Here is a 25,839-nt window from a genome sequence, read left to right on the forward strand (position 1 = left end):
TCGGCCGACGAAATGGACGCTCATTTTACGTCACAGCGGGCCCGGACCGCTTTACACTAGGCCGCCCGCTGACCAGTTGCGGGCCCGCCGGGTCCCCTGGGCAGCCGTCTCGACGAAGCCCCAGGAGTGCCCGTGCCAACCACGCTGTTGCAATCCGATCTCCCCGGCCTGCCCTTGCGCCACCGCGGCAAGGTGCGTGATGTGTTCGATATCCCGCGCGAGCGACTGCCGGCCGGTACCCCACCGGGGGACTACCTCTTGATGGTCGCCACCGATCGCCTGTCGGCGTTCGATGTGGTCCTGCCCGACCCGATCCCGGGCAAGGGCGAGATGCTCTGCCAGGTGTCCAACTTCTGGTTCGCCAAGACCGCGCACCTGATGCCCAACCACCTGACCGGCATCGATGTGGCCAGCGTGCTGCCCGAGGGCGTGGACGCGGCCCTGTACGCCAAGCGCGCGGTGGTCACCCGCAAGCTGAAGCCGGTACCGGTGGAAGCCATCGCCCGTGGCTACCTGATCGGCAGCGGCTGGAAGGACTACCAGCGCACCGGCAAGGTCAGCGGCATCGAGCTGCCCGACGGCCTGCGCCAGGCCGAGCAGCTGCCCGAGCCGATCTTCACCCCCTCGACCAAGGCCGCCGTTGGCGACCATGACGAGAACATCGACTTCGACGCGATGGTGAAGACGGTCGGTGCGGAGATGGCCGAGCGGGTGCGCGACGCGACGCTGCGCATCTACAAGTTCGCGGCCGATTACGCACGCGAGCACGGCATCATCCTGGCCGACACCAAGTTCGAGTTCGGTACCGACGCCGACGGTCGCCTGTACATCATGGACGAGATGCTGACGCCGGATTCCTCGCGCTATTGGCCTGCCGACGAGTACGAAGTGGGCACCAGCCCGCCGAGCTACGACAAGCAGTTCGTGCGTGACTACCTGGAGACGCTGGACTGGGGCAAGACCGCCCCGGGCCCGAGCATCCCGGCGGAGATCATCGAGCGCACCCGCGCCAAGTACGCCGAGGCGCTGCAGCGCCTGGCCGGGATCAGCGTCGACTGATTCCCCTGCGCCCCCGGCCCGCGTGGCGGGGGCGTTCTGAGTGCGGTAGTGCCGGCCGCTGGCCGGCAACCCGGCGAAACTGCAGCCAGGCATGGCCTGGCTCTACTGGCGGTTGGTAGTGCCGGCCGCTGGCCGGCAACCTCGGCGAACCTGCCGCCAGGCATGGCCTGGCTCTACTGGCGGTTGGTAATGCAGGCCGCTGGCCGGCAACCCCGGCGAACCTGCAGCCAGGCATGGCCTGGCTCTACTGGCGGTTGGTAGTGCCGGCCGCTGGCCGGCAACCTCGGCGAACCTGCAGCCAGGCATGGCCTGGCTCTACTGACGGTTGGCAGTGCCGGTCGCTGGCTGGCAACCCCGCGAACCTGCAGCCAGACATGGCCTGGCTCTACTGGCGGTTGGTAGTGCCGGCCGCTGGCCGGCAACCCCGGCGAAACTGCAGCCAGGCATGGCCTGGCTCTACTGGCGGCCCCGCCCGGGGTATGCTGGCCACATGCAGACCAGCACCCAGCTTGCGCGTCCGATCGACCGCTATTTCGCCAGCTACTCCGACGACCACCGCAATGTGGTCAACCAGCGCATCCACGTGGTGGCGGTGCCGGCGATCCTGTGGTCGGTGGTGGCCCTGCTGTGGTGCGTGCCGCCGCTGATCACCTGGTTCCAGTACGGCATCTGGTCGGCGTTCGCGATGTTCAGCGCGTGGTGCTTCTACAACAAGCTGTCGCGTCCGCTGGGCATCGGCATGCTCATCCAGTTCTTCGTGTTCGGCTGCCTGTGCCGGCTGCTGGAAGCGGAAATCGGCCTGCACAACCTGCGCTCGCTGGCCATCGGCGTATTCGTCGTCGCCTGGATCGCGCAGTTCATCGGCCACAAGTTCGAAGGCCGCAAGCCCAGCTTCCTGACCGACCTGACCTACCTGCTGATCGGCCCGGCGTGGGTGATGGCCAAGGCCTATCGCAAGCTCGACTGGCGTTACTGACCAGCGTCGCCGCGTCGACGCCTTCGTTTCCTGAACGGGCAGATCCCGTCACCGACACTGCACGGCGCGCCTGCCAGCCTGCCGCGGTGACCTCCTCACCTTGCCCCGCCCAGCGGCGGCGGTCCCTGTGCGACAGGGGCTGCGCTGTCCCTGCGTGTGCGTAGGGTGGACCTGCCCACCGGGTCCTGATGGGTCATCCGCGCGGCATGCTGCATCGCAGAAAAAATGAATCAGCGCACGTTACATGCAATTGATCGCTGTTCAATGGGTTTCGGCGACATTTGGCAGCCTGTTATGCTCCCTGACCTGCTCGTGAATCATGGATTCCCTGCATGCTCCCCAGCCTGCCCCTGCTGCTGGCCCTGCCGTTCCTCATGGCAGTGGCTGTCGCAGCCTTCCCCCGTAGTTCGCGCTCGACTGCTGCCTGGCTGGCGGCGCTGGCGCCGTTGGGCGGGCTGGCGATTCTCGCCTGGCTGACCCCATCGGTGCTTGATGGCCAGGTGGTGCGCACGATGGTTCCGTGGCTGCCGCAGATCGGCCTGGACTTCACCCTGCGCCTGGATGGCTTGGCCTGGATGTTCGCCGGGCTGGTGCTGGGCATCGGCGCGCTGGTGGTGCTGTATGCGCGCTATTACCTCAGCAGCCAGGACAACGCGCACCGCTTCTATACCTACCTGTTGCTGTTCATGGGCGCCATGCTGGGCATGGTGCTGTCGGGCAACCTGTTGCTGCTGATGGTCTTCTGGGAAATGACCAGCATCAGCTCGTTCCTGCTGATCGGTTTCTGGTCGCACCGCCAGGACGCGCGCGAGGGCGCGCGGATGGCGCTGGTGATCACCGGTGGCGGCGGCCTGGCGCTGCTGGCCGGCGTGCTGCTGATCGGCCGCATCGTCGGCAGCTTCGACCTGGACGTGGTGCTGGCCGCCGGCGAGCAGATCCGCGCCAGCGCGCTGTACCCCTATGCCCTGTTCCTGGTGCTGGCGGGCATCTTCACCAAGAGCGCGCAGTTCCCGTTCCACTTCTGGCTGCCGCATGCGATGGCCGCGCCCACCCCGGTGTCGGCCTACCTGCACTCGGCCACCATGGTGAAGGCGGGGGTGTTCCTGCTGGCGCGCCTGCATCCGGCATTGGCCGGCAGCGATCTGTTCTTCTATACGGTCAGCGGCATCGGTGCGATCACCCTGCTGATCGGTGCCTGGAACGCGATCTTCCAGCATGACCTGAAGGGCCTGCTGGCCTATTCGACGATCTCGCACCTGGGCCTGATCACCCTGCTGTTCGGCCTGTCCACGCCGATGGCGGTGGTCGCCGGCGTGTTCCACATCATCAACCACGCCACCTTCAAGGCCTCGCTGTTCATGGCCGCCGGCATCATCGACCACGAGACCGGCACCCGTGACATGCGCAAGCTGGGTGGCCTGCGCAGGCTGATGCCGTTCACCAGCGCGCTGGCGATCATCGCCTCGCTGGCGATGGCCGGCATCCCGCTGCTCAACGGCTTCCTGTCCAAGGAAATGCTGTTCGCCGAAGCGCTGTCGGCCGGTGGCACCGACACCATGCGCACGGCGGTGTCGATCGCCGCGCTGCTGGCTGGTGTGTTCGGCGTGGCCTACAGCCTGCGCTTCGTGCACGACACGTTCTTCGGCAAGGGCCCGCATGGCCTGGACCGCGTGCCGCATGAGCCGCCGCGCTGGATGAAGGTGCCGGTGGAGATCCTGGTGGTGATCTGCGTGGCGGTGGGTATCGCCCCGGCCGTGACCGTGGCCCCGGTATTGCACGCGGCAGCCGCCTCGATCCTCGGCAGCGCGATGCCCGAGTACAACCTGTCGATCTGGCATGGCTTCAACCTGCCGCTGGCGATGAGCGCCGCTGGCGTGGTCGGTGGCGTGGCCCTCTACTTCGGCCTGCGCAAGCTGATCGATCTGCACGCGGTAACCAACACCACGCCCGGACGCAACGTCTTCCACCACCAGCTGGACCTGCTGTCGGCCGGTGCGCAGCGGTTGACCGCCGGCATCGCCAACGGCAGCCTGCAGCGCATGCTGCTGGGCCTGGTGCTGGTGGCGATCGTGGTCGCCGCCGCGCCCTACATTGCCAACCCGGCCTCGCCGGAATGGACCAGACCGCAGCCGATACCGCTGCTGGGCTGGGCGTTGTGGCTGGTGATGATGTCCTGCGCGGTGGCGACCCTGCGCATGTACAAGCAGCGCCTGCTGGCCGTGCTGCTGGTCGGCGGCGTCGGCCTGATGGTGGCGCTGACCTTCGTGTTCCTGTCCGCACCGGACCTGGCGCTGACCCAGCTGCTGGTGGAGATGGTGACCCTGGTGCTGATGCTGCTGGGCATGAACTACCTGCCGGCACAGTCCGGCCCGGAGCGGCCGCGCTGGCGCAAGCGCCGTGATGCGCTGATCGCGATCGTGGCCGGTGCCGGCCTGGGCGCGCTGGCCTACAGCGCGATGACCCTGCCGCCGAACACCATGGCCGGCGAGCTGCTTGCCCGCGCCCTGCCCGAGGCGTACGGCCAGAACGTGGTCAACGTGATCCTGGTCGACTTCCGCGGCTTCGATACCTTCGGCGAGATCACCGTGTTCGGCATTGCCGCACTGGTCGTGCATGCGCTGCTGCGTCGCACGCGGATGGCGCCGGAGCAGATCATGCCCGGTCCGCCGATCAAGCTGCCGGTGCCGGCCGATCTGGCCCAGATCATGTTCCCGCTGACCCTGACGGTCTCCATCTTCCTGTTCCTGCGCGGCCACAACGCGCCGGGCGGCGGCTTCATCGCCGGCCTGGTGCTGGCGGTGCCGCTGCTGATCCAGTACGTGATCCAGGGCACCGCCTCGGTGGAGTCACGCTTCGGCTTCGACTACATCCGCTGCATCGGTACCGGCCTGCTGATCGCCATCCTCAGTGGCGCCGCGTCGATGCTGTTCGGCGTGCCGTTCCTGACCAGCGGCCACCTGGACCTGCACCTGCCGTTGATCGGCGATGTACCGCTGGCCAGCGCGATTGGTTTTGATATCGGCGTGTACCTGGTGGTGTTCGGTGGCGCGATGCTGATGCTGTCGATGATGGCCACCGTCAAACCCTCGCGGACGCGCACCGCGCGCAAGGGCGAGATCGACCTGCAACGCCGCTCGGCACGAACGGGGGAGATGCACTGATGGAACTGGCCCTGGCCTCTGCGATCGGCGTGCTGACCGCCATCGGCATCTACCTGCTGCTGCGCGCGCGCAGCTTCGATGTGATCCTCGGCATGACCTTCCTGTCCTACGCCACCAACCTGCTGATCTTCGCCGGCGGCCGCGTGGTGCAGGGCAAGGCGCCGGTGCTGCAGGAAGGCGTGGAGAGCCACCTGGGCAACTACACCGATCCGCTGCCACAGGCGCTGGTGCTGACCGCCATCGTCATTGCCTTTGCGATGACCGCCGTCAGCATCGTGCTGGCCATGCGCAGCCGCAGCGACAACCACAGTGACCACGTGGACGCGCACGAGCCGGACGACGATGCACCGCCGCGCCGGGGCGAGGACCGCGCATGAATCATCTGGTGATCCTGCCGATCCTGGTACCGCTGCTTGGCGCTGCGCTGTCGCTGTTCGTCGAACACCGCCGCTATGGGCCGAAGGTGCAGCGCGCCGTGGCGTGGACCGCACTGGGCGCGCTGGCGGTGGTGGTCGGCCTGTTGTTCGCCGACACCGCTGGCGGCGACATCCGCGTGTACCTGCTGGGTGACTGGCCGTCGCGCCTGGGCATCGCACTGGTGGCCGACCGGCTGTCGGCGTGGATGCTGCTGACCACCCTGCTGCTGGCCATCCCCTGCCTGCTGCATGCGTGTTCGGGTTGGGACCGGCGCGCACCGCACTTCCATGCGCTGTTCCAGTTCCAGCTGGTCGGCCTCAACGGCGCCTTCCTGACCGGCGACATCTTCAACCTGTTTGTATTCTTCGAGGTGATGCTGATCGCCTCCTACGGCCTGCTGCTCAGTGGCGGCCGTGGCCTGCGCATGCGCATCGGCCTGCACTACGTGGTGTTCAACGTCACCGCCTCGACCCTGTTCCTGATCGCACTGGGCCTGCTGTACGCCTCGCTGGGTTCATTGAACATGGCCGAGCTCTCGCAGCGCATCGCCGAAGTGCCGCCTGCGCAGCTGACCCTGGTGAAGGCGACCATGGGCCTGTTGCTGCTGGTGTTCTGTGCCAAGGCCGCGCTGATGCCGCTGTACCTGTGGTTGCCCGAATCGTATGCGCGTGCGCCGGCGGCGGTGGCGGCGCTGTTCGCGATCATGACCAAAGTGGGCCTGTATGCCGTGCTGCGCATCCAGATGCTGTGGTTCGGCGAGGATGCGGGGGCGATGGCCGGCTACGGCCGCGACTGGCTGCTGTGGGCCGGCGTAGCGACGCTGGTGCTGGGTGGCCTGGGCGCGTTGGCCGCCGCGCGCCTGCGCGTGCTGATTTCGTATCTGGTGATCGTCTCGGCGGCCACGTTGTTCATCGCCTTCTCGGTGGGCACGCCTGAGGTGCTGTCGGCCGGCCTGTACTACCTGCCGCACAGCAGCTTCGTCGCCGCCGCACTGTTCCTGGTCGCCGACCTGATCCGACGCCGCCGTGGCGGCGCCAGCGACCGCAAGGAAGTGATCGCACCGATGCCCGGCAAGGAGACCCCGGCCGTGCTGTTCCTGATCGCAGCGGTGTCGGTGGCCGGCCTGCCGCCGCTGTCCGGCTTCCTGGCCAAGGCCGCGCTGTTGGCCGGCATGCCGGCGCAGTACACCGGCGCGGTGTGGACCGCAGTGCTGGTCAGCAGCCTGCTGGTCATCATGGGCCTGACCCGCGGCGGCATCCGCCTGTTCTGGCGCGTGCCGCTGCCCGATCCCGATGCACCGCCACCGCGCAAGGCACCACTGCGCCGTGTGGAGCTGTTTGCGGCCTGCATCCTGCTGGCGTACGGCATCGGCATGACCTTGTTCGCTGCCCCGCTGATGCAGCACACCGACGCCATCGCCACCCAGCTGCTGCAGCCGGGCGACTACGTGCAGCAGTTGCGCGCGACCACGCCGGAGATCCGCCAGCCATGACCGCCAAGCGTTCCCCGATCCGCCGCCTGCTGCCCTCGCCCGCGCTGAGCGTGATGGTGGTGGTGTTCTGGCTGTTGATGTCCGACAGCTTCACGCTCGGCCAGTTCCTGCTGGGCCTGCTGCTGGGCGTGATCATTCCGCTGTTCGCCGCGCGCCTGGACCGCGAGTTCGCCCGCATCGGCACACTGCGGCCGCTGCCGAAGCTGCTGTTCGTGACCCTGTGGGACATCCTGATGTCCAACATCCGCGTGGCCATCCAGGTGCTGGGCCCGGAAAAGAACATCCACCCCGGTTTCATCTGGCTGCCGCTGGACATCGCCAACATCCACGGCATCGCCGCGCTGACCAGCATGATCACTCTGACCCCCGGCACGGTGTCGGCCGCCCTCAGCGATGACCGCAAATTCCTGCTGGTGCACGTGCTGCACCTGGAAGACCCGCAGGAGCTGATCGACACGATCAAGCGCCGTTATGAAGCCCCGTTGATGGAGATCTTCCCATGACTGGATTCCAGATCATCCAGACCACCCTGGTGGTGTGCATGCACGTGGTCGGCCTGGCCATGCTGCTGGCCACCTGGCGCCTGCTGCGCGGGCCGACCGTGCCCGACCGCATCCTTGCACTGGATACGCTGTCGGTGACCGCCATCGCCGAGCTGATGCTGTTCGGCATGTACCTCAATTCGGCGATCTACTTCGAGGCGGCACTGATCATCGCCATGCTCGGCTTCGGCAGCACCGTGGTGCTGAGCAAGTTCGTGCTGCGCCGGGACATCGTCGAATGATCACCTTCATCCAGATCGCGCTGTCGATCCTGCTGCTGTTCGGCTGCTTCTTCATCCTGGTCGGCGCACTGGGCCTGGTGAAGCTGTCCACCTTCTTCAAGCGCCTGCACGCACCGACCAAGGCCAGCACGCTGGGCGTGGGCTGCGTGCTGGTGTGCTCGGTGTGCTACCACATCTTCCTGGGCCAGGACCCGCAGCCGCGCGAGCTGCTGATCACCGTGTTCCTGTTCATCACCGCACCGATCAGCGCGCACCTGATGGCCAAGGCCGCACTGTCGCTGCTGATGGAAACGCGCCCCAGCCTGCCGGGCAACGAGCGTGCCGAAGACGAGCAGCTGCCCCCGCCGGAACCGGAGCGGGAAGAGGAAACCACCGCGCGTTGACGGTGGGTGCCGACCGTTGGTCGGCACGACCCCGGATAACCGCCAGTAGAGCCAGGCCATGCCTGGCTGCGAGTTCGCCGAGGTTGCCGGCCAGCGGCCGGCACTATCTCAGACCGGTGTGACCAGCGCGATTTCCAGCCCCAGCCAGGCCACGAACGCGCCCAGCAGTACCGCACCTTCGATGCGGCTGATGCGAAGGTCGCCGCGCAGCATCGGGTACAGCACCAGTGCGAAGGCCAGCACCGCCGGCAGTTCCAGGCGCACGAACGAGGCTGGCAACGCCAGCGGCTGCAGCAGCCCCATCGCACCGATCACCAGCATCAGGTTGACCACGCTGGAGCCGAGCACGTGGCCCAGCACCATGTCGCCGTGACCACGGCGTGCTGCCGCGACCGCGGCCGCCACCTCCGGCAACGCAGTGCCGATCGCCACCGGCAGCAGACCCACCAGCAGCGGCGTCCAGCCCAGCGCGGCGCCGAAATCAGCGGCGGCACCGACCACCAGGCGCGCGCCCCAATACAACGCCAGTGCCGCAACCAGCAGGCGCAGTACGTTCAACGGCAGGCTGGTGCGGCTCAGGGCTGACTCGGCAATGATCGCCTGTACCTCGGCGCTCTCATGGCGTCCGCGACGCAGCAGCAGGAACTGCACCACCACGAACCCGGCCACCAGCACGCCGGCCTCCCAGCGCAGCAGGCGGCCATCGAGCCCGAACACGATCAGCAGCAGGCCCGCGGCCAGCAGCCCCCACCACAGCACGGCCTGCAGGCGCGCGCGCAGCAGCAACGGCGCGACCATCGCGGCCACCGCCAGGGTCAGGCCGAGGTTGACCACGCTGCTGCCGACGGCATTGCCCAAGGCCAGCTCCGGCTGGCCCACCACCAGCGCGCGGGCGTTGACCGCCAGCTCCGGCAGCGAGGTGGTGATACCCAGCAACAGCAGGCCTGCGGTGAATGCACTGGCGCCGAAACGCTGCGCCAGGCCGGACACGGCTTTGACGATGGAGTCCCCACCCAGGGCCAGCAACAGCAGGCCGAGCAGGAACCAGGCAATAGCAATAGCGATCATCGGGCGCTCCCCAGCGGTCGTGGCGCGATTCTACGCTCGGCCCACCCGCGGCGGGTGAGCCGAGGATGGCCGATCAGCCGCAGCCTTCGGCGTAGTCCACCTGCGGGGTCCTGCCGACCCGCCAGGCGCCGACCTTGCCGTCAGCGCCGAGGGCGAAATCGATGATCGCCGCTCCGTCCTGCGCCGGGCGCACGCGCAGGTGCTGGGCCTTGTCGTCGTACTTGTCAGGACCGACGTCGGCGCGCTCGGGATAGAGCACCTGCAGCTCGCCCAGGGTCATGCCGACCCGGCCGCCACCGGGAGCGACGATGGACGGGCTGCGTACGTCGTAGCGGACCAGCTTGCGCGCTTCGAACATCAGGCGCGGGTCTTCGGCCCCCTGCGGGCGCAGGAAGTAGCAGCCTTCATTGGCATCGTCGGCAGGCAGCGGCTTGCCAGTGGCGTCGGTACCCAGACCCTGCAAGGGGGTGCCGAAGCCACTGCGGACCTCGGCGATGCCTGCGCCCAGCGTGGCGCCGCCGAAGCCATCCAGGCGTGCCGGGCTGTCGCTGCGCGGATCCACCGGCGAAGCGGTGGCCAGGTCGGCGTCGGCGGGAACGGAGGCATCCTTCGCCGGTGCGGTGGCCGCGGGCGGCGCTGCCGGTGCGGCGGTGTCGGGACTACGGTTGCAGGCGGCCAACGACAACAGCAGCAGGCCGGCCATCGGGAGATGCTTCATCGGTGCGGATCCTTGGCACAGGGTGGGTGCACGCTACCGCAGCCGGCGTGCAGGCGCTGCATTGTCATCGCGGTTTCATCGCCCTCATTCAGGCTGGGCGAGCACCGACTTGGCTGTCCTCCCCATGCAACCGCGCAAGACCGACCTCGCCCGAACCGCGCTGCAGGCCCACCGCGCACCGCTGGACATGCGCCAGCGACGCCTGCTGATCCTGTGTGATGGCCAGCGCAGCATCGCCGAGCTGACCGCACTGCTTGGGCAGGACGCGGCAGCGATGGTGATCCAGCTGATCCAGGGCGGCTACCTGGTGACCGCTGCGGACGCACCCGCCTCCACGCCACCTGCGCCGGTTGCGATGCCGGCTCCACTGGCGCCGTCAGTCACTGCCGCTTCTGCGGCGGTCGAGCGCCGCCGCTCGCTGGTCGCCGCGCGCATCTATGTGCTGGGAATCCTGGAGATGCAGCGGCATCCCAACGCAGCGGCGCTGTTCCGCGACCTGCAGCAGGCGCGTGCCGAAGGCGAGGTGCTGCGGGTGATGCAATCGGCGCTGCAGGTGCTGCCGGCGCTGACCTCGGAAGGGTACTGCCAGCGCGTGCGGCAGCGGCTGATGGAGGCGCTGCCGGTGGAGCATTGCAGTGCGTTCGCGGCCATTGCCTGAACCGGTGAACAGCATCCACGCATGGCGTGGATCTACTGCATCACGTGCCCGGATGGATCCACGTCACGCGTGCACGCGATATCGCGATTCCCGGTAGATCCACGTCATGTGTGGATGCGATATCGCGCTTCCCGGTAGATCCACGCCATGCGTGGATACGGCATCGCGCTTCCCGGTAGATCCACGCCATGCGTGGATACGGCATCGCGCTTCCCGGTAGATCCACGCCATGCGTGGATGCGATATCGCGCTTTCCGGTAGATCCACGCCATGCGTGGATACGGTATCGTGATTCCCGATAGATCCACGCCATGCGTGGATGCAGACGATCAACGGAAATTGTTGCGCAGGCCGTTCCAGCACTGCTGGTAATCGCCCTGCCGGTGGCTTGCTGCCAGCGCCTGCGCGGTCGGGCGGATCACCCCGCGGGTCTCGAACATGAAGGCCATGGTGTCCTTGATCACATCCGGCTTGGACAGGTCCGCATTGGAGGCTTTGTCGAAGGTCGGGGCATCCGGACCGTGGCCGCTCATGCAGTTGTGCAGCGACGCACCGCCCGGCACGAAGCCTTCGGCCTTGGCGTCGTAGGCACCATGCACCAGGCCCATGAACTCGCTGGCGATATTGCGGTGGAACCACGGCGGGCGGAACGTGTTCTGCGCCACCAGCCAGCGCGGCGGGAAGATCGCAAAGTCCATGTTGCTGGTGCCCGGGGTGTCGCTGGGCGAGTGCAGCACCAGGAAGATCGACGGATCCGGGTGGTCGTGGCTGATCGAGCCGATGGTGTTGAAGCGGCGCAGATCATAGCGGTACGGCGCGTAGTTGCCGTGCCAGGCGACCACGTCCAGCGGCGAATGATTGATCGGCGCACGCCACAGGCGGCCGTCGAACTTGGCAATCAGTTCGAAATCGCCGTCGACGTCTTCGAACGCGGCATGCGGAGTCTCGAAATCGCGCGGATTGGCCAGGCCGTTGGAACCGATCGGGCCCAGGTCGGGCAGCTTCAGCAGTGCGCCGAAGTTCTCGCAGATGTAGCCGCGGCTCGGGCCATCCGGCAGCTCGACGCGGAAGCGCACGCCGCGCGGAATCACCGCGATCTGCTGCGGTTCGATTTCGATCACGCCCAGCTCGGTCAGCAGGCGCAGGCTGCCCAGCTGCGGCACGATCAGCAGTTCGCCGTCGGCGTCGTAGAAGTAGCGGCCGACCATGTCACGGTTGGCCGCGTACAGATGGATGCCGACACCGGCATGCGCGTCGGGCGAGCCGTTGCCGCCCATGGTGTACAGGCCTTCGACGAAATCGGTGGGCAGTTCCGGCAGCGGCAGCGGGCTCCAGCGCAGCTGGTTCGGCGAAGCCGGCTGTGCACTGAAATCGCACTGCAGCTGCGATTGCGCGAAGGGAGTGAACTCACCGTGGGTAACCGCCGGACGGATCCGGTACAGCCAGCTGCGGCGATTGCTGCCGCGCGGTGCGGTGAATGCGGTACCGGTCAGCTGCTCGGCATACAGGCCATGGGCCACCTTCTGCGGCGAGTTCTGGCCGACGGGCAGCGCACCGGGCACGGCCTCGCTGGCGAACTCGTTGCCGAAACCGGACTGGTAGCCGCGGGCGGTGATGGAGGAAGACATGGGGGTTCCTGGAAGCCTGGGGAAAGCCGCCGGGCATGGCCCGGCGCTACCGGTGGAGAAGGTGCCGTTGTGGAAACCTTACAGCACGCCGCGGCGGATCTGGTCGCGTTCGATGCTCTCGAACAGCGCGGTGAAGTTGCCTTCGCCGAAGCCTTCGTTGCCCTTGCGCTGGATGATCTCGAAGAAGATCGGGCCGATGCAGTTCTGGGTGAAGATCTGCAGCAGCTTGCGCTGGTGGGTTTCCGGGTCGGCGTCGATCAGGATCTTGTTCTTCGCCAGGCGGGCGACGTCCTCACCGTGGTTCGGCACGCGCTGGTCGATCACATCGAAGTAGGTCTCCGGCGTGTCGAGGAAATCCACGCCCTGCGCGCGCATGGCTTCGACCGTTTCGTAGATGTTCTCGGTGAAGCAGGCGATGTGCTGGATGCCCTCGCCCTTGTACGCATCCAGGTACTCGTTGATCTGGCTCTTCGGGTCGGACGATTCGTTCAGCGGAATGCGCACGATGCCATCCGGCGCGGTCATCGCCTTGGACACCAGGCCGGTCTTCAGGCCCTTGATGTCGAAGTAGCGGATCTCGCGGAAGTTGAACAGGCGCTCGTAATAGTCCGACCACTGCTGCATGTTGCCGAAGTACAGGTTGTGGGTCAGGTGGTCGATGAAGGTCAGGCCGAAGCCCTTCGGGCGCAGCTCGGCGCCGGCGATCAGCTCGTAGTCGCCATCGAAGATGCTGCCGGCTTCGCCGTAGCGGTCCACCAGGTACAGCATGCAGTCACCGATGCCCTTGATGACCGGGGCGCTCACCGCCTTGCTCTCCGGCTTGAAGGCGATGGCTTCGGCGCCATTGCCCAGCGCGGTCTGGTAGACCTCCGCGCCCGGCTTCTTGAAGCGGATGGCGAAGCCGCAGGCGCACGGGCCGTGCTTTTCAGCGAAGTCGGCGGCGAACGAATCGGGGTCTTCATTGACCAGGAAGTTGACGTCGCCCTGGCGATAGACGGTAATCGGACGCTGCTTGTGCTTGAGCACCGCGCTGAAGCCCATCTTGCGGAAGTACTCGTGCAGCTCGGCACCACGGCCGGCCGGTGCGGCGAATTCGACGAACTCGAAGCCGTCGATGCCCATCGGGTTTTCGAAGGTGGTGACCTGCATGCCGGGGTTGGGATGCGAGGCGGACGGGACTGCGGTATTCATGGCGTGGCTCCGAATCGGTGCCGCATCGGCACAAACCAGGTGCGGGCGGGGTTGGACCCGGCGAGAATGCAGGGTACGGACCCAACACTTATAGTTACACTTGAAACCACCAGCAAGGTGCACCGCAACATGAGCCCCGCCGATCCCGTTTCCACCCGCCTGCGTGCCTCCCACGTCCTGCTCGACCTGGAACAGTTCCTGCCGTACCGGCTGAGCGTGCTGTCCAACCGGGTCAGCGGCAACATCGCCAAGCTGTACGGCGACCGCTATGGCCTGGCCATTCCGGAGTGGCGGGTGATCACCATCCTGGCGCTGTACCCCGGGTCGTCCGCCAGCGAGGTCTCCGACCGCACGGCAATGGACAAGGTCGCGGTCAGCCGCGCGGTGGCCCGCCTGCTGGAGCGCGGTTTCATCAAGCGTGAGACGCATGGCGATGACCGCCGCCGTTCGGTGTTGGCGCTGTCGGCGGCGGGGTTCGAGGTATACGAAACGATCGCGCCGATGGTGATCGAGATCACCCGCAAGTTGATGTCGGTGCTGAGCGAGGAAGAGGAGCAGGTGCTGGAGAAGCTGATCCTGCGCCTGGCCGGCGATGGCCTGGAGCGGATGGGCGAAGGGGTCTGACCCCTTCGGGGCGGCGCCCTCGCCGCCCTTGGTAGGTGTCGACCTTGGTCGACACATGGATCCACGCCACGCGTGGATGATGTCGCGGGCTGCGCTGTGAGGGATCCGGCGCAGGCCATTGATGACGTGCAACGCGCGGCGTTCATGGCCCGCCGACGAACGGTCTTTCGGCCGGGTTCGACTCAACATGTCGCGTTTACCGCCTGATGTCTCGGAATGGGGCCGGTAGAGTCCTGATCCACAGAGCGGCTGTATCGACATTCGCGCATCGAGTGGCATGGCCTATTGGACGGCGGGCTGCACAGGCCTGAGGGTGGGAACGCAGCGGCGCTCCGCTGCCGGGGTTGAAAGCCCGATGATCCGAAGGAAACCACGCCGCACCCGTCGCCGCCCATCGCGGGCGGCAACGACTCGCGCTGCCCTGCTCTGGCGGGCGGTGCGTGGGGCCGCATGGCCGCCGTTCTCCTTCGGATCACGGTCTTTCAACCACGCACCGCCTGCCGCCTTCCCGGCGGCCCGCTACGGAGCTTCGCCATGACACGCCCCCATCACCCCACCACCGGGCCCATCGACCGCGATGCCGACCTGCAGCGCATCGATGAGGCCTTGGCCACATTGGAAACCGTCACCGAGGCCTGGCTTGAGCATCATCGCCTGAAGGCCTGCCAGCCAGGCTTGCTGCTGTCGTTGAACCGGCTGCTTGACCTGACCAGTCTCGCCAAGGGCTATGCCAGTGCGTTGCGGGTGATTGCCGAACCCTGAGAGGCGGATGGAGGAGCATCCACGCATGGCGTGGATCTACCGCATCACGCACACGGATGGATCCGCACCATATGTGGGTGCGCTATGGCGCTTCCCAGTAGATCCACGCCATGCGTGGATGACCCACTCGATCAGCTCAGATGCTTGCGCCGCGCATGGATCCACGGCACCGCAAGCGCGCCGATGGCGCCACCGGCAAAGCCCAGCGAGGCGGCAACAGTGGCCGCTTCGACCGCCCCAGGCAACGCCAGTGCGGCAGTGACCAGCAGCAGCGACGGCAGGCCGACGAAGGTGCCCAGGAAGAACGGCCAGCGCGGCGACCAGGTGTTGAGCTGCAGCAGGCTGACCGGCTGCCACGCTTCGGACGAGGCATCTTCGGCGATCTTCGCTACCACTTTGCCCAGATCCACTTCCGGCAACAGCTTGCCCGGACGCGCGGCGGCAATCGCCTCGGCCACGGCCTCGACGGGCGGGAAGCTGCCCGGCCACGCCACCGGTGCCGGCACGCCATAGGCGGTCAGCAGCGGCACGCTCAGCCATGGCGCCACCAGCGGACGCAGCCTGCGCCGCCCATGCACACACCAGATCTGCGGCTGGCCGTGTGCGGTCACGCTGTACAACGCCAGCTCGCTCGGCGGCGGGTAGCCCAGCATGGTCACCCGGGCCGCCAGGCTGTCCTGGTCCATCGCACGCAGGAAGCCGGGACGGCTGCGCCCTTCCTGCATCCAGGCCAGGCCAAGCGCGCCGACCAGATAGGCCTCGGCGACATCCTTGCTGCCCGCGTTGGCGCGGTCATCGCTGGCCAGGTACCAGGCCAGTGACTTCGGTTCGGGCACGTCGGCCAGGCCCCAGCGGCTGTCGTCGCCCAGCACATGGCGCACCGGCAGGCGGGCTGGTGCGGTTTCACCACGCTCAGCGGGCTGCAGGAACGGCAGCACGCCCTGCACGAAACTGGACAGGTCGATGGCACGCACGCCGTTGCCGTGCCATTCCGGCGGCAGCAGGCCGGCCAGCTGTCCTTCGGCGGCGAGTCGATCCAGCCGCGCCTTCTGTTCCACCAGCTTCTGCACCGCGCCTTTCAGCACCACGTTGTCGGGCAGGGCGATCTGCGGCAGCCGATGCCGCGGCGGTGCCAACTCCAGCGTGTCGTCGCCGGTGCCGGCGTCATCCAGCAGGGCTTCCTGCGCAGGCAGGCTCACGCCATCGGGTGCCTCTCCTTCGGCCAACGGGCTGGCAGGTTCGGGCAGGCGTTCGGCGTGGTCGCTGTGCATGGGCGCTCCGGTCGCGCCGGGTGGCGCAGTGAGGTCCTTGCCATTAACGGCCGAAGGGTAATGATCTGTAGATCCACGCCACGCGTGGATGGCCGGGCAGCGGGCGGGAAACGCCGGGCGCTACCGATCAGGTACCCACTGCTTGAGGAACGCCATCACGCGTGCGGTCTGCACGGCATTGCCCTTGCGCATTGCTTCGCTGGGCTGCGGCGCCAGCAGGGTGCCGTCGGCATCGATCACCAGCAGGTGCGGGTGCTCGCCTTCGAGCGGCGGGAACTGGCCGAGGAACGCCGCGTTCGGGTTCTCGGCGCTGTCGTTGACCTTCACCCACACGTAGTGGGCATCACGGAAGCGGCGCAGATCGCCATTGCCTTCCACGGCTTCATCCAGCGCATGGCAGGGCTCGCACGCGGCGTTGCCCACTTCCAGAATGATGCGTTTGTTGCCGCGCTGGGCCTCGACCTTGGCCGTTTCCAGGTCGGCAACGGGATTGCGGGCCGGGTCGAACTGCGCGCCAAGCCCGGCAATGGCGGCGATGTCGGCCGCCGCCGGGGTGTTCCCCGAGGCCACCGGTTCGCTGGGGTCAGCGACCGGTGGCTCGGTGGGGCGGGTGTCGAGGGGCCGCGTGGGCTCGGGGGCCGCGGGAGGTTGAGGCTGCGAACAGGCGCCGATCAGCGCCGCACACACCACTGCCACCACTGCACCACCGAACGTTGTACGCATGCCCACTACCCTCTCATTACTTCACGCCATGCATCAGCTTGTTGATCAGCGGCGCGACCAGGAACAGGACCACACCCGAACCGATCAAGGCCCAGAACCCGAAGGTATACCCCTTCAGGGCCGATTCGACCGTCATGCCGCCTTCACCGCTGACCGCACCGGCAAAGATGCCCGACAGGTTGTTGCCGATGCCGGTGGACAGGAACCAGCCACCCATGCCGAAACCGACCAGGCGCACCGGGGCCAGCTTGGTCACCATCGACAGGCCGATCGGCGACAGGCACAGCTCACCGACGGACTGGATGACGTAGACCATGAACAGGGTCCAGAACGGGATCTTGCCGTCCACGACCATGGTCGACAGGGCGAACATCAGCAGGGCGAAGGCTGCGCCGTTGAACAGCAGGCCGAGGCCGAACTTGCGCGGGATGGATGGATTGGCGCGGCCCAGGGCCACCCAGATCCAGGCGATGATCGGCGCCAGGGTGATGATCGCCACCGAGTTGACCGACTGGAACCACGCGGTCGGGAAGGTCCAATCACCCAGCTGGCGGTTGACGATGTTCTCGGCCAGGAAGGTGAAGGAGCTGCCGGCCTGTTCGAAGAACATCCAGAACATGACGTTGAAGGCGAAGATGATCAGCATGGCGATCACGCGGTCGCGCTGCACCTTGCCCTCGCGGATGCCTTCCACCAGCAGCAGCACGGCCAGCGCGGCAAACATCACGCCGAGGATCCAGGCCAACGCGGTGGCGCCGGTGGCGAGCAGGAAGTAGGCCACCGGAATGGCGAACAGCGAACCGACCAGCACCATGACGATGCGGCCGAAGCCTTCGGCACCGGCCGGCGGTGCGCCGATGCCCTTCAGGCCGGCACGACCGATGTAGAACCACACCAGCGAGATCAGCATGCCCACGCCGGAAGCGATGAACACGACCTTGTAGGACGGCATTTCCGAGGTGCCGAAGACCTTGCGGGCCAGGTACTCGGTCAGCACCGGGGCGATCATCGCGCCGATGTTGATGCCCATGTAGAAGATGGTGAAGCCCGAGTCGCGGCGTTCGTCCTTCAGGCCGTACAGCTTGCCGACCATGGTCGAGATGTTGGGCTTGAACAGACCGTTGCCGACGATGATCGTGGCCAGGCCGAGCTTGAAGATGTGCTCCTGCGGCAGCGAGATCATGAACAGGCCGACGGCCATGATGATCGCGCCGGTCAGGATCGATCGCTGGTACCCCAGCACGCGGTCGGCCACGTAACCGCCGAAGATCGCTGCGGCGTACACCAGCGCCAGGTAGGCGCCGTAGATGCGGCTGGCGTCGCCTTCACCGGCGGCATTGCCGTTGTAGAACTGGGCAACGATGTACAGCACCAACGCCCAGCGGATGCCGTAGAACGCAAAGCGCTCCCAGAACTCGGTCATGAACAGCATCCACAACGGGCGCGGATGGCCCATCGTGGTGTTGAAGTCCGGCAGCGCCGGCTCTGGGGTGTTCGCAGTGGCGTTTACGCTCATGCGGAATTCCTGGTTCGGTGGATGGAGGCACGTCCGATGTGCGGTGAAGCAACGCGCGAGGATCACCGACTTCTGGCGTTCACGTCAAATACACGCCGTTTGAGGCAGGTCGCAGCCTGCTCGCTGAACTTGCATCTGAAACGATCCAGCCAGCCGCGGGCGGCCAAGCTGAATGGGGATCAGGCCAGATCCGGCGGGGGCGCGGCCTGCAGGGTGGTGCGTACCTGGAACAATTCAGGGAAGAAGGTCAGTTCCAGCGCCTTGGCCAGGAAGCCCACGCCGGACGAGCCGCCGGTGCCGCGCTTGAAGCCGATCACCCGCATCACCGTGCGCATGTGGCGGAACCGCCACAGCTGGAAGGCCGTTTCCAGGTCCACCAGGTCCTCGCACAGCGCGTACTCGCGCCAGTAGCGGTCGGTGTCCTGGTAGATGCGTTCGAAGACCGGCTGCAGGCTGTCGTCGGCCACGTGTGGCTGGGTCCAGTCGTGCGCCTCGTACACCGCCGGCACGGCGTGGCCGAAGCGGGCCAGGTACTTCAGGAATTCCTCGTACAGGCTCGGCGCCTCCAGCACGGTGCGCAGCTGCGCCTGCCCGGCCGTGTCGTGCTCGAACACCTGCAGCATCTGCGCGTTCTTGTTGCCCAGCAGGAACTCGATGTAGCGGTACTGCAGCGACTGGAAGCCCGAGGACGGACCCAGCACGTCGCGGAAGCCCATGTACTCGGACGGGGTGAGCGTTTCCAGCACCGACCACTGCTCGGTCAGCTGGCGCAGCACCTGCTTGCTGCGCGCCAGCACCTTGCGGCACTGCCAGACCTCATCGCGCTGCAGGAAGCCGATCGCCGCACCCAGCTCGTGGCCCAGCAGCTTCAACCACAGCTCGGAGGTCTGGTGCTGGATGATGAAGAGCATCTCGTCGTGATGCGGCGGGTTGGACAGCGGCTGCTGCGCGCTGAGCAGCTGGTCCAGCCGCAGGTAGCCGCCGTAGGTCAGCCGCCCCTGCAGATCGGTGTGGATACCGGCTTCGAGATCGCGTTGGTTGTTGTCGACGGACATGGGCGGGACCAGATCGGGGGCGGCAAGGGTAGCGCGTTGCCGCCGCGCTGGCAGCCGCGATGACCGTACCGGGGCGTGCGGTAGGCCTGTGGAACGGTGGTTGCGCGTGGAACCGTTTGCGCCGTTCTACTGGCGCTCAGCCCAGCGTCGCTTGTGATGCTTTGCAGCAATGGCTGAATACGTTGAAGTTATTGGCATCATGCGCCCGGAAGGGGGTACAAAGGCCGGTGGGCCGTGCTGCGCCGCAGGACGGCTTTTTCGTACGCATTCCTTAACATGGCGATTCATATCATTTGTAACTTCTCTGTCGAAGGTGCAGTACGCAATGACGGTTGCCGCTGAGTTCAAGATCGAATACCTGCAGTATCTGGACACGGACGGCACGCTCGTCCGCGATGACCTGCCCGAAGCCCTGCGCGACCCACGCGCGTTGCTGCCGATGTTCAAGCAGATGCTGTTCGTGCGCGTGTTCGACGGCAAGTCGATCGCGCTGCAGCGCACCGGCAAGCTGGGCACATACGCCGCATGCCTCGGCCACGAAGCCGCGCATGTGGGCATCGGCGCCTCGATGCAGAAGGACGACGTGTTCGCACCGTCCTACCGCGAGTACGGCGCGATGTTCATGCGTGGCGTGCGCCCGCACGACGTGCTGATGTACTGGGGCGGCGACGAGCGCGGCAACGACTACGGTGGCAATGCCGCCAAGGACTTCCCGTTCTGCGTGCCGATTTCCACCCAGTGCCTGCACGCCGCAGGCGCTGCGCTGAAGTTCAAGCTCAACAAGGAACCGCAGATCGCGGTGGCCGTATGCGGCGACGGTGGCAGTTCCAAGACCGACTTCTACGCGGCCCTGAATTCGGCCGGTGCCTACAAGCTGCCGCTGATCCTGTGCATCGTCAACAACGGCTGGGCCATCTCGGTCCCGCGTTCGGCGCAGACCGGTGCCGAGACGCTGGCACAGAAGGGCCTGGCCGGCGGCCTGCACTGCCTGCAGGTGGACGGCAACGACCTGATCGCGGTGATGGCCGCCATGCTGCAGGCGCGCGAGCGTGCGCTGGCCGGCGACGGCGGCACCGTGCTGGAACTGATGACCTACCGCCTGTCCGACCACACCACCGCCGATGACGCGCGCCGCTACCGCGACGACGCCGAAGTGAAGGATGCCTGGCAGCGCGAGCCGATGCTGCGCCTGCGCAAGTACCTGACCAACGCCGGTGTCTGGAGCGAGGAAGAAGAAGCTGCCTGGACCGCCGAATGCGGCAAGCGCGTGGACGAGGAAGTGAACCTGTACCTCAACACGCCGGTGCAGCCGGTCGAGGCGATGTTCGATTTCCTCTATGCCGACCCGCCGCAGGACCTGCTGGCCCAGCGTGCCCAGGCGATCGCCCTGGAGCAGCGCCATGGATGAGATCAAGAACGGCGCGTCCAGCGCGCATACCAACGCCGCCGACAGCGCTGCCGTCGCGCGCGGAGAACAGAACATGACCGACACCCCGATCACCCTCATCGAAGCCATCACCCAGGCGCTGGCCTGGGAGCTGGAGCACGACAAGTCGGTGCTGGTGCTGGGCGAAGACGTGGGCGTCAACGGCGGCGTGTTCCGCGCCACCGCCGGCCTGCAGCAGCGCTTCGGCGCCGACCGCATCCTCGACACCCCGCTGGATGAAACCACCATCGCCGGCCTCACCATCGGCCTGGCCGCACAGGGCATGAAGCCGGTGGCCGAAGCGCAGTTCGATGGCTTCATGTACCCGATGGTCGACCACATCATCTGCCACGCCGCGCGCCTGCGTTACCGCACCCGTGGCCGCCTGCACTGCCCGATGGTGCTGCGCGTGCCGTGGGGTGGCGGCATCCGTGCGCCGGAGCACCACAGCGAGGCCAACGAAGCGATCTTCACCAACGTGCCGGGACTGCGCGTGGTGCTGCCGTCCTCGCCGCAGCGCGCCTATGGCCTGCTGCTGGCCGCGATCCGCGAGCCGGATCCGGTGATCTACATGGAACCCAAGCGCATCTACCGCCAGTACAAGGAAGTGGTCGTCAACGACGGCGAAGCCCTGCCGCTGGACGTGTGCTTCGTGCTGCGCGATGGCACCGACGTGACCCTGGTGACCTGGGGTGCGCAGGTGAAGGAAGCGCTGGAAGCGGCCGACAAGCTGGCCGGCGAAGGCATCAGTGCCGAAGTCATCGACGTGGCTACGCTGCGTCCGCTGGACTTTGCCACCATCGCCGAGTCGGTGGCCAAAACCGGCCGCTGCGTGATCGTGCAGGAGGCCCCGAAGACCGCGGGCTTCGGCGCGGAAATCGCCGCACGCCTGGCCGAGGAATCGATCTACGACCTGCTGGCTCCGGTCGAGCGCGTCACCGGTTACGACACCCACATTCCGCTGTTCCGCCTGGAGATGAAGTATCTGCCGAGCGTGGAGCGGATCGTGGCGGCGGCCAAGCGCGCGGTGGCGGCAGGCTGACATGCGGGCCCGCCTTCTCGGGGCTTACCGCAGCCAGTATCCCAACCCGCTCCGGTTCCGCACCGGCCAGATCGTCGAAGTAGGTGTACGTGACGAGGAATGGCCGGCGTTTGCCTGGGTGCGCACCAGCGATGGGCGCGCCGGATGGGCACCGGTAGCGTGGTTGCAGCTGTTGGACGATGGTCGCGCGGAAGCCCTGCGCGACTACGACGCCCGCGAGCTGGATGTGGAGAACGGCGAGATGGTCAAGCTTCATCACGAACACGGCGGGTGGTGGTGGTCCGAGCGCGCCAATGGCGCGACGGGCTGGTTGCCTGCCCGCGAACTGGAACTGCTGGAAGAGAACTGCAAATGAGCCAGACCAAGAACTTCAACCTGCCCGACCTGGGCGAAGGCCTGCCGGACGCGACCATCGTCGAGTGGTTCGTCAAGGAAGGCGATGTGATCAAGCTGGACGAGCCGCTGGTCTCGATGGAGACCGCCAAGGCCGTCGTCGAAGTGCCCTCGCCGTTCTCCGGCACGGTGCTGAAGCTGTCCGGCGCTGCCGGCGACATCATCCCGACCGGCGCGGTGCTGGCCAGCTTCGCGCTGGACCCGAACCTGCCGCAGCGTGCTGACGGCCAGGACACCGGCCACAGCCACGGCCATGCCGCTCCGGCTGCCGCCGCAGCTCCGACGCCGCCGCCGCTTCCCACCGCAGCCGCCCCGGTAGCTGCAGAAGAAGCCAAGCCTGCTGCCGCCGAGCGTGATGACGCCGGCACCGTGGTCGGCGCGATGCAGAGCTCCAACGCTGTGCATGCCGAACAGGCGCTGGCCGTGGGCGGCGTCAAGGCCGTGCCGGCGGTGCGGGCCACCGCGCGCAAGCTGGGCGTGGACCTGAGCCGCGTACGTGCCACCGGCGCCGATGGCGCGGTGACCATGGCCGACGTCAAGCAGGCCGCAGCCGACGGCAGCGCGAAGATCGGCGCGGCTCCGGCAGCGGTTGCTGCACCGGCTGCCGCCGCACCGGCGCCGGCCCAGGTGGCCGCACCGGTACAGTCCGACGCACGCACCCCGCTGTCTGCTGCCGGCAAGCCGATGCGCACCCAGCCGCCGGGCGTGGTCGCCAAGGGCCAGCCGGAACCGCTGAAGGGCGTGCGCCGCAACATGGCCCGCGTCATGGCCGATGCGCACAGCAAGGTCGTGCCGACCACGCTGAACGACGACGCCGACATCCACGCCTGGTTGCCGGGCAACGACGTCACCGCGCGCCTGGTGCGCTCGATCGTGGTCGCCGCGCAGAAGGTGCCGGCGATGAACGCCTGGTTCGACGGTGAAGCGCTGACCCGCACCCTGCACGCGCAGGTGGACATCGGCATCGCCGTGGATACCGACGACGGCCTGTTCGTGCCGGCCCTGCGCAACGCCGACATGCTCGACGCGCGTGGCATCCGTGAAGGCGTGAACCGTCTGCGCGAGCAGGTGGAAGCGCGTTCAATCGCGGCCTCGGAATTGAGCGGCTACACCATCTCGCTGTCCAACTTCGGCATGTTCGCCGGCCGCTACGCGACCCCGGTCGTGGTGCCGCCGTGCGTGGCCATCGTCGGTGCCGGCCGTGCCCGCCACCAGATGACCCCGGTGATGGGCGGCGTGGAAGCGCACAAGGTCATTCCGCTGTCGGTGACCTTCGACCACCGCGCCGCCACCGGCGGTGAAGCGGCCCGCTTCCTGCGCGCGATGATGGACGATCTGGCGCTGGCCAGCTGATCGGTAGGTGCCAACCTTGGTTGGCACATGAGTTGAAAAGACGCCGGGCATTGCCCGGCGTTTTTTTGTGCCTGCTCCACTATGTCGCCCAGCCATGCTCGGCTGCTTTTCAGTAGATCCACGCCATGCGTGGATGAAGGCATGAAACAAGCCGAGCTTGGGCTCTGCTATACGAAATTCCTGGATCAATCGCGCGCGACCATGCCCTCGGCGCGGCTGTAGACACGCAGGCGGTGCCCATCAGGATCGGCGCCGACGAAGGTGTGGCCGAATTCCAGCGTTACCGGTGCCTGCAGGATCTGCACACTGAGTGCGACCCACGCATCATGCGTCTGCTGCACAGCGTTGGGGTTGGCCACCACCATCGCCAGTTCAGCGGCGCCGGCCTGCGCATCCACCGGCGGCTGCACGTCATCGCGCTGCCACAGGCCGAGTGCGGCGCCATCGCCGAGCAGGAACAGGGCAAAGCCGGGTGACTGTTCGACCGGTGCCGTGCCGAGGATGCCGCTGTAGAAGGTGGCACTGGTGGCAACGTCGCGCACGTACTGCAGCAGGGTGCTTGGCTTGAACATGGGAAAGCTCCGTGGTTGGGAGCGGTCATGGTGGCCCTGCCCTGCTGACAGATCCTGTCAGCAGCGTCGAGCAGGCTCGACTGCCTTTGCTCTGGCTTTGGTAGATGTCGAGCTTGCTCGACTGCTCTCCGCGAAGAGCGAGAGCGTCGAGCAAGCTCGACATCTACCAAAGCCAGAGCAACGACCAGAAGCGGTCGAGCAAGCTCGACCTCGTCACGAACGGTCCAGCCAATCCGGAGCGATGCCCTGCGCCTTCTGCCAGCGCCGCAACAAGGTCGCGCGTGGCACCAGGTAGTGCTCTTCCAACGCACGAGCATGGCGAATGCGATCCAGGCGGAAATGACGGAAGTCCTCGCGGCCCTCGCACCACGCCGCCAGCATCGGCACTTCATCGAAGTACCCCAGTGCGAACGGCCAGACCACGCGCTCGGTACGCCGGCCCTGCGCATCTTCATAGGCGAACTGCAGCCGCTGCTGCGTGCCCACCGCTTCGCGTACGGCCTGCAGCCGCGCCGGGGGTACCTTGGCCGTCGTTCGCGATGGCCCCACCCGCAGGCCGCTGTCACGCAGCGCATCGCGTCGCGCCGCCGGCAGCACGTGCGCGATCCGCGCCAGGGCATCACGTGCAGCCTCGGCCAAGGCCGGCTCGGTGCGTGCCGCCACCCAGCGCAGGCCCAGCACCAGCGCGTCGATCTCGGCCGGTGGCAAGGTCAGCGGCGGCAGCACATCGCCCGGTTCCAGCTGGTAGCCGACACCGGCTTCCCCGCGCAGATCGGCGCCCTGCTCGCGCAGCGTTTCAATATCGCGGTACAGCGTACGCAGGCTGATGCCCAGTTCTTCGGCCAGCGCCTGCCCGGCCACCGGCCGGCGGTGGCGGCGCAGCACCTGCAGCAGCTGGTTCAGGCGCAGCGCGCGGGACATCAGCCGACCAGATCGCGCGACGGCACCACGCGCTCGCCCGGCTTTGCCGCCAGCGCCGCATCCACCAGCGCGTGGGCAATCTCCGGTGCCGGATTGATCCGCCACGCACGTGGCAATACCGGCCCCAGCACACCCAGCACCTGCAGCGCGAAGTGTTCGCCACGGCGGACCTCCTGCCGCTCACCGCCGATCAGCCCCGGCCGCACCAGCGTCAGCGACGGGAAACCCAGCGCGCGCAGGTCGCGCTCCAGCTCGCCTTTGACCCGGCTGTAGAAGATCGACGAACGCGGGTTGGCGCCTGCGGCCGAGTTCAGCGCGAAGGCCTGGGCCCCCTGCGCAAGGGCCAGGCGGGCGAAGGCCAGCGGGTAATCGTGGTCGATGCGATGGAACGCCTCGCGGCTGCCGGCCTGGGCGATGGTGCTGCCCAGGGCGCAGATCACCGCGTCCACCCGGGCCCAGTCCGGCGCATCGGGCAGCCGGGCGAAGTCGAGCACCGGGTTGTGCAGTTTCCCGTGCGGCGCAGCCAGCGGGCGACGGCTGGGCGCGACCACGGCGCTGCAGCGGGGGTCGGCCAGCAGCTGCGACAGGGCGTGGCCTCCGACCAGTCCCGTCGCCCCCAGCAACATCACACGCATACCCACCTCCA

The 25,839-nt window shown here is 67.2% G+C and carries 26 protein-coding genes; 15 read left to right on the top strand and 11 right to left on the bottom strand.

Annotated features, from left to right (window positions below):
- Positions 1 to 132 precede the first annotated feature (132 nt).
- The 8 genes from CLM74_RS19645 (at position 133) to CLM74_RS19680 (ending at position 8,272) form a co-directional block, all read left to right on the top strand.
- On the top strand, positions 133 to 1,059 hold the full coding sequence (locus CLM74_RS19645; protein WP_032976644.1) for a phosphoribosylaminoimidazolesuccinocarboxamide synthase: 927 nt from the start codon (positions 133 to 135) through the stop codon (positions 1,057 to 1,059).
- Between the two features lie 490 nt (positions 1,060 to 1,549).
- Complete coding sequence (locus tag CLM74_RS19650) at positions 1,550 to 2,035, top strand: Mpo1-like protein (RefSeq protein WP_025874603.1); 486 nt, start codon at positions 1,550 to 1,552, stop codon at positions 2,033 to 2,035.
- Between the two features lie 332 nt (positions 2,036 to 2,367).
- Positions 2,368 to 5,196 (top strand): monovalent cation/H+ antiporter subunit A, encoded by a 2,829-nt coding sequence (locus CLM74_RS19655; RefSeq protein ID WP_032976643.1) that lies wholly within the window; start codon positions 2,368 to 2,370, stop codon positions 5,194 to 5,196.
- The gene (locus tag CLM74_RS19660) at positions 5,196 to 5,573 is read left to right on the top strand and encodes a Na+/H+ antiporter subunit C (RefSeq protein WP_025874601.1); all 378 of its coding nucleotides are present in this window, start codon (positions 5,196 to 5,198) and stop codon (positions 5,571 to 5,573) included. Before CLM74_RS19655 ends, CLM74_RS19660 begins: the two co-directional genes overlap by 1 nt.
- Positions 5,570 to 7,105: a monovalent cation/H+ antiporter subunit D gene (locus tag CLM74_RS19665; protein WP_025874600.1), complete on the top strand. Its 1,536-nt coding sequence runs from the start codon at positions 5,570 to 5,572 to the stop codon at positions 7,103 to 7,105. Before CLM74_RS19660 ends, CLM74_RS19665 begins: the two co-directional genes overlap by 4 nt.
- Positions 7,102 to 7,608 (top strand): Na+/H+ antiporter subunit E, encoded by a 507-nt coding sequence (locus tag CLM74_RS19670; RefSeq protein ID WP_105164781.1) that lies wholly within the window; start codon positions 7,102 to 7,104, stop codon positions 7,606 to 7,608. The genes CLM74_RS19665 and CLM74_RS19670 overlap by 4 nt, the downstream gene beginning before the upstream one ends.
- Positions 7,605 to 7,889, top strand: a complete 285-nt coding sequence (locus CLM74_RS19675) for a K+/H+ antiporter subunit F (protein WP_025874598.1) — start codon at positions 7,605 to 7,607, stop codon at positions 7,887 to 7,889. The genes CLM74_RS19670 and CLM74_RS19675 overlap by 4 nt, the downstream gene beginning before the upstream one ends.
- Positions 7,886 to 8,272, top strand: a complete 387-nt coding sequence (locus CLM74_RS19680; protein ID WP_025874597.1) for a Na+/H+ antiporter subunit G — start codon at positions 7,886 to 7,888, stop codon at positions 8,270 to 8,272. The genes CLM74_RS19675 and CLM74_RS19680 overlap by 4 nt, the downstream gene beginning before the upstream one ends.
- 108 nt (positions 8,273 to 8,380) lie before the next feature.
- Here the strand turns inward: CLM74_RS19680 and CLM74_RS19685 are convergent, their stop codons facing one another.
- Together CLM74_RS19685 and CLM74_RS19690 are read right to left on the bottom strand one after the other, a co-directional pair.
- A complete protein-coding gene (locus CLM74_RS19685; RefSeq protein ID WP_033832407.1) occupies positions 8,381 to 9,340 on the bottom strand; it encodes a sodium:calcium antiporter in 960 nt (319 codons plus the stop codon).
- A gap of 73 nt (positions 9,341 to 9,413) precedes the next feature.
- Positions 9,414 to 10,058 carry a hypothetical protein gene (locus CLM74_RS19690; RefSeq protein ID WP_025874595.1) on the bottom strand — a complete coding sequence of 215 codons (645 nt, stop codon included), beginning with the start codon at positions 10,056 to 10,058 and terminating at the stop codon, positions 9,414 to 9,416.
- 124 nt (positions 10,059 to 10,182) lie between these two features.
- Here CLM74_RS19690 and CLM74_RS19695 point away from each other — a divergent pair, with 124 nt between their 5' ends.
- Positions 10,183 to 10,716, top strand: a complete 534-nt coding sequence (locus CLM74_RS19695) for a hypothetical protein (protein ID WP_105164782.1) — start codon at positions 10,183 to 10,185, stop codon at positions 10,714 to 10,716.
- A 329-nt stretch (positions 10,717 to 11,045) separates the two neighbouring features.
- Here CLM74_RS19695 and hmgA read toward each other — a convergent pair whose 3' ends face one another.
- Positions 11,046 to 12,344 (bottom strand): homogentisate 1,2-dioxygenase, encoded by a 1,299-nt coding sequence (gene hmgA, locus CLM74_RS19700; RefSeq protein ID WP_033832408.1) that lies wholly within the window; start codon positions 12,342 to 12,344, stop codon positions 11,046 to 11,048.
- 78 nt (positions 12,345 to 12,422) lie between these two features.
- Complete coding sequence (gene hppD, locus CLM74_RS19705; RefSeq protein ID WP_199776059.1) at positions 12,423 to 13,535, bottom strand: 4-hydroxyphenylpyruvate dioxygenase; 1,113 nt, start codon at positions 13,533 to 13,535, stop codon at positions 12,423 to 12,425.
- A 129-nt stretch (positions 13,536 to 13,664) separates the two neighbouring features.
- Here hppD and CLM74_RS19710 point away from each other — a divergent pair, with 129 nt between their 5' ends.
- Together CLM74_RS19710 and CLM74_RS19715 are read left to right on the top strand one after the other, a co-directional pair.
- Positions 13,665 to 14,159, top strand: coding sequence for a MarR family winged helix-turn-helix transcriptional regulator (locus CLM74_RS19710; RefSeq protein ID WP_049467584.1), 495 nt, complete (start codon positions 13,665 to 13,667; stop codon positions 14,157 to 14,159).
- A gap of 534 nt (positions 14,160 to 14,693) precedes the next feature.
- Positions 14,694 to 14,921, top strand: a complete 228-nt coding sequence (locus CLM74_RS19715) for a hypothetical protein (protein ID WP_033832409.1) — start codon at positions 14,694 to 14,696, stop codon at positions 14,919 to 14,921.
- Between the two features lie 131 nt (positions 14,922 to 15,052).
- Here CLM74_RS19715 and CLM74_RS19720 read toward each other — a convergent pair whose 3' ends face one another.
- The 4 genes from CLM74_RS19720 to CLM74_RS19735 all read right to left on the bottom strand — a co-directional run bounded on the left by CLM74_RS19720 (position 15,053) and on the right by CLM74_RS19735 (position 19,486).
- The gene (locus tag CLM74_RS19720) at positions 15,053 to 16,192 is read right to left on the bottom strand and encodes a hypothetical protein (protein WP_105164783.1); all 1,140 of its coding nucleotides are present in this window, start codon (positions 16,190 to 16,192) and stop codon (positions 15,053 to 15,055) included.
- Positions 16,193 to 16,312: 120 nt separating this feature from the next.
- Positions 16,313 to 16,915 (bottom strand): thioredoxin family protein, encoded by a 603-nt coding sequence (locus CLM74_RS19725; protein WP_105165054.1) that lies wholly within the window; start codon positions 16,913 to 16,915, stop codon positions 16,313 to 16,315.
- 16 nt (positions 16,916 to 16,931) lie between these two features.
- Positions 16,932 to 18,431 (bottom strand): oligopeptide:H+ symporter, encoded by a 1,500-nt coding sequence (locus CLM74_RS19730; protein ID WP_033832413.1) that lies wholly within the window; start codon positions 18,429 to 18,431, stop codon positions 16,932 to 16,934.
- A gap of 179 nt (positions 18,432 to 18,610) precedes the next feature.
- Entirely contained in the window at positions 18,611 to 19,486 is an 876-nt protein-coding gene (locus CLM74_RS19735) for a tryptophan 2,3-dioxygenase family protein (protein ID WP_025874586.1), read from the bottom strand.
- 325 nt (positions 19,487 to 19,811) lie between these two features.
- Here CLM74_RS19735 and pdhA point away from each other — a divergent pair, with 325 nt between their 5' ends.
- From pdhA to CLM74_RS19755, 4 genes are read left to right on the top strand one after another with little or no spacing between them, the layout of a single operon-like run.
- Positions 19,812 to 20,894, top strand: coding sequence for a pyruvate dehydrogenase (acetyl-transferring) E1 component subunit alpha (gene pdhA, locus CLM74_RS19740; RefSeq protein WP_032976633.1), 1,083 nt, complete (start codon positions 19,812 to 19,814; stop codon positions 20,892 to 20,894).
- A complete protein-coding gene (locus CLM74_RS19745; RefSeq protein WP_025874584.1) occupies positions 20,887 to 21,954 on the top strand; it encodes an alpha-ketoacid dehydrogenase subunit beta in 1,068 nt (355 codons plus the stop codon). Before pdhA ends, CLM74_RS19745 begins: the two co-directional genes overlap by 8 nt.
- Position 21,955: 1 nt before the next feature.
- Positions 21,956 to 22,309, top strand: coding sequence for an SH3 domain-containing protein (locus CLM74_RS19750; RefSeq protein WP_025874583.1), 354 nt, complete (start codon positions 21,956 to 21,958; stop codon positions 22,307 to 22,309).
- Entirely contained in the window at positions 22,306 to 23,700 is a 1,395-nt protein-coding gene (locus CLM74_RS19755; RefSeq protein ID WP_099785666.1) for a dihydrolipoamide acetyltransferase family protein, read from the top strand. The genes CLM74_RS19750 and CLM74_RS19755 overlap by 4 nt, the downstream gene beginning before the upstream one ends.
- A gap of 185 nt (positions 23,701 to 23,885) precedes the next feature.
- Here the strand turns inward: CLM74_RS19755 and CLM74_RS19760 are convergent, their stop codons facing one another.
- From CLM74_RS19760 to CLM74_RS19770, 3 genes are all read right to left on the bottom strand, one after another.
- Positions 23,886 to 24,272: a VOC family protein gene (locus CLM74_RS19760; protein WP_105164784.1), complete on the bottom strand. Its 387-nt coding sequence runs from the start codon at positions 24,270 to 24,272 to the stop codon at positions 23,886 to 23,888.
- Positions 24,273 to 24,485: 213 nt separating this feature from the next.
- Entirely contained in the window at positions 24,486 to 25,193 is a 708-nt protein-coding gene (locus tag CLM74_RS19765; RefSeq protein WP_088101778.1) for a YafY family protein, read from the bottom strand.
- A complete protein-coding gene (locus CLM74_RS19770) occupies positions 25,193 to 25,828 on the bottom strand; it encodes an NAD-dependent epimerase/dehydratase family protein (protein WP_105164785.1) in 636 nt (211 codons plus the stop codon). The genes CLM74_RS19765 and CLM74_RS19770 overlap by 1 nt, the downstream gene beginning before the upstream one ends.
- Positions 25,829 to 25,839 lie beyond the last annotated feature (11 nt).

It is taken from the genome of Stenotrophomonas sp. MYb57 (assembly GCF_002966815.1).
GTDB classification, from domain to species: Bacteria; Pseudomonadota; Gammaproteobacteria; order Xanthomonadales; family Xanthomonadaceae; genus Stenotrophomonas; species Stenotrophomonas indicatrix.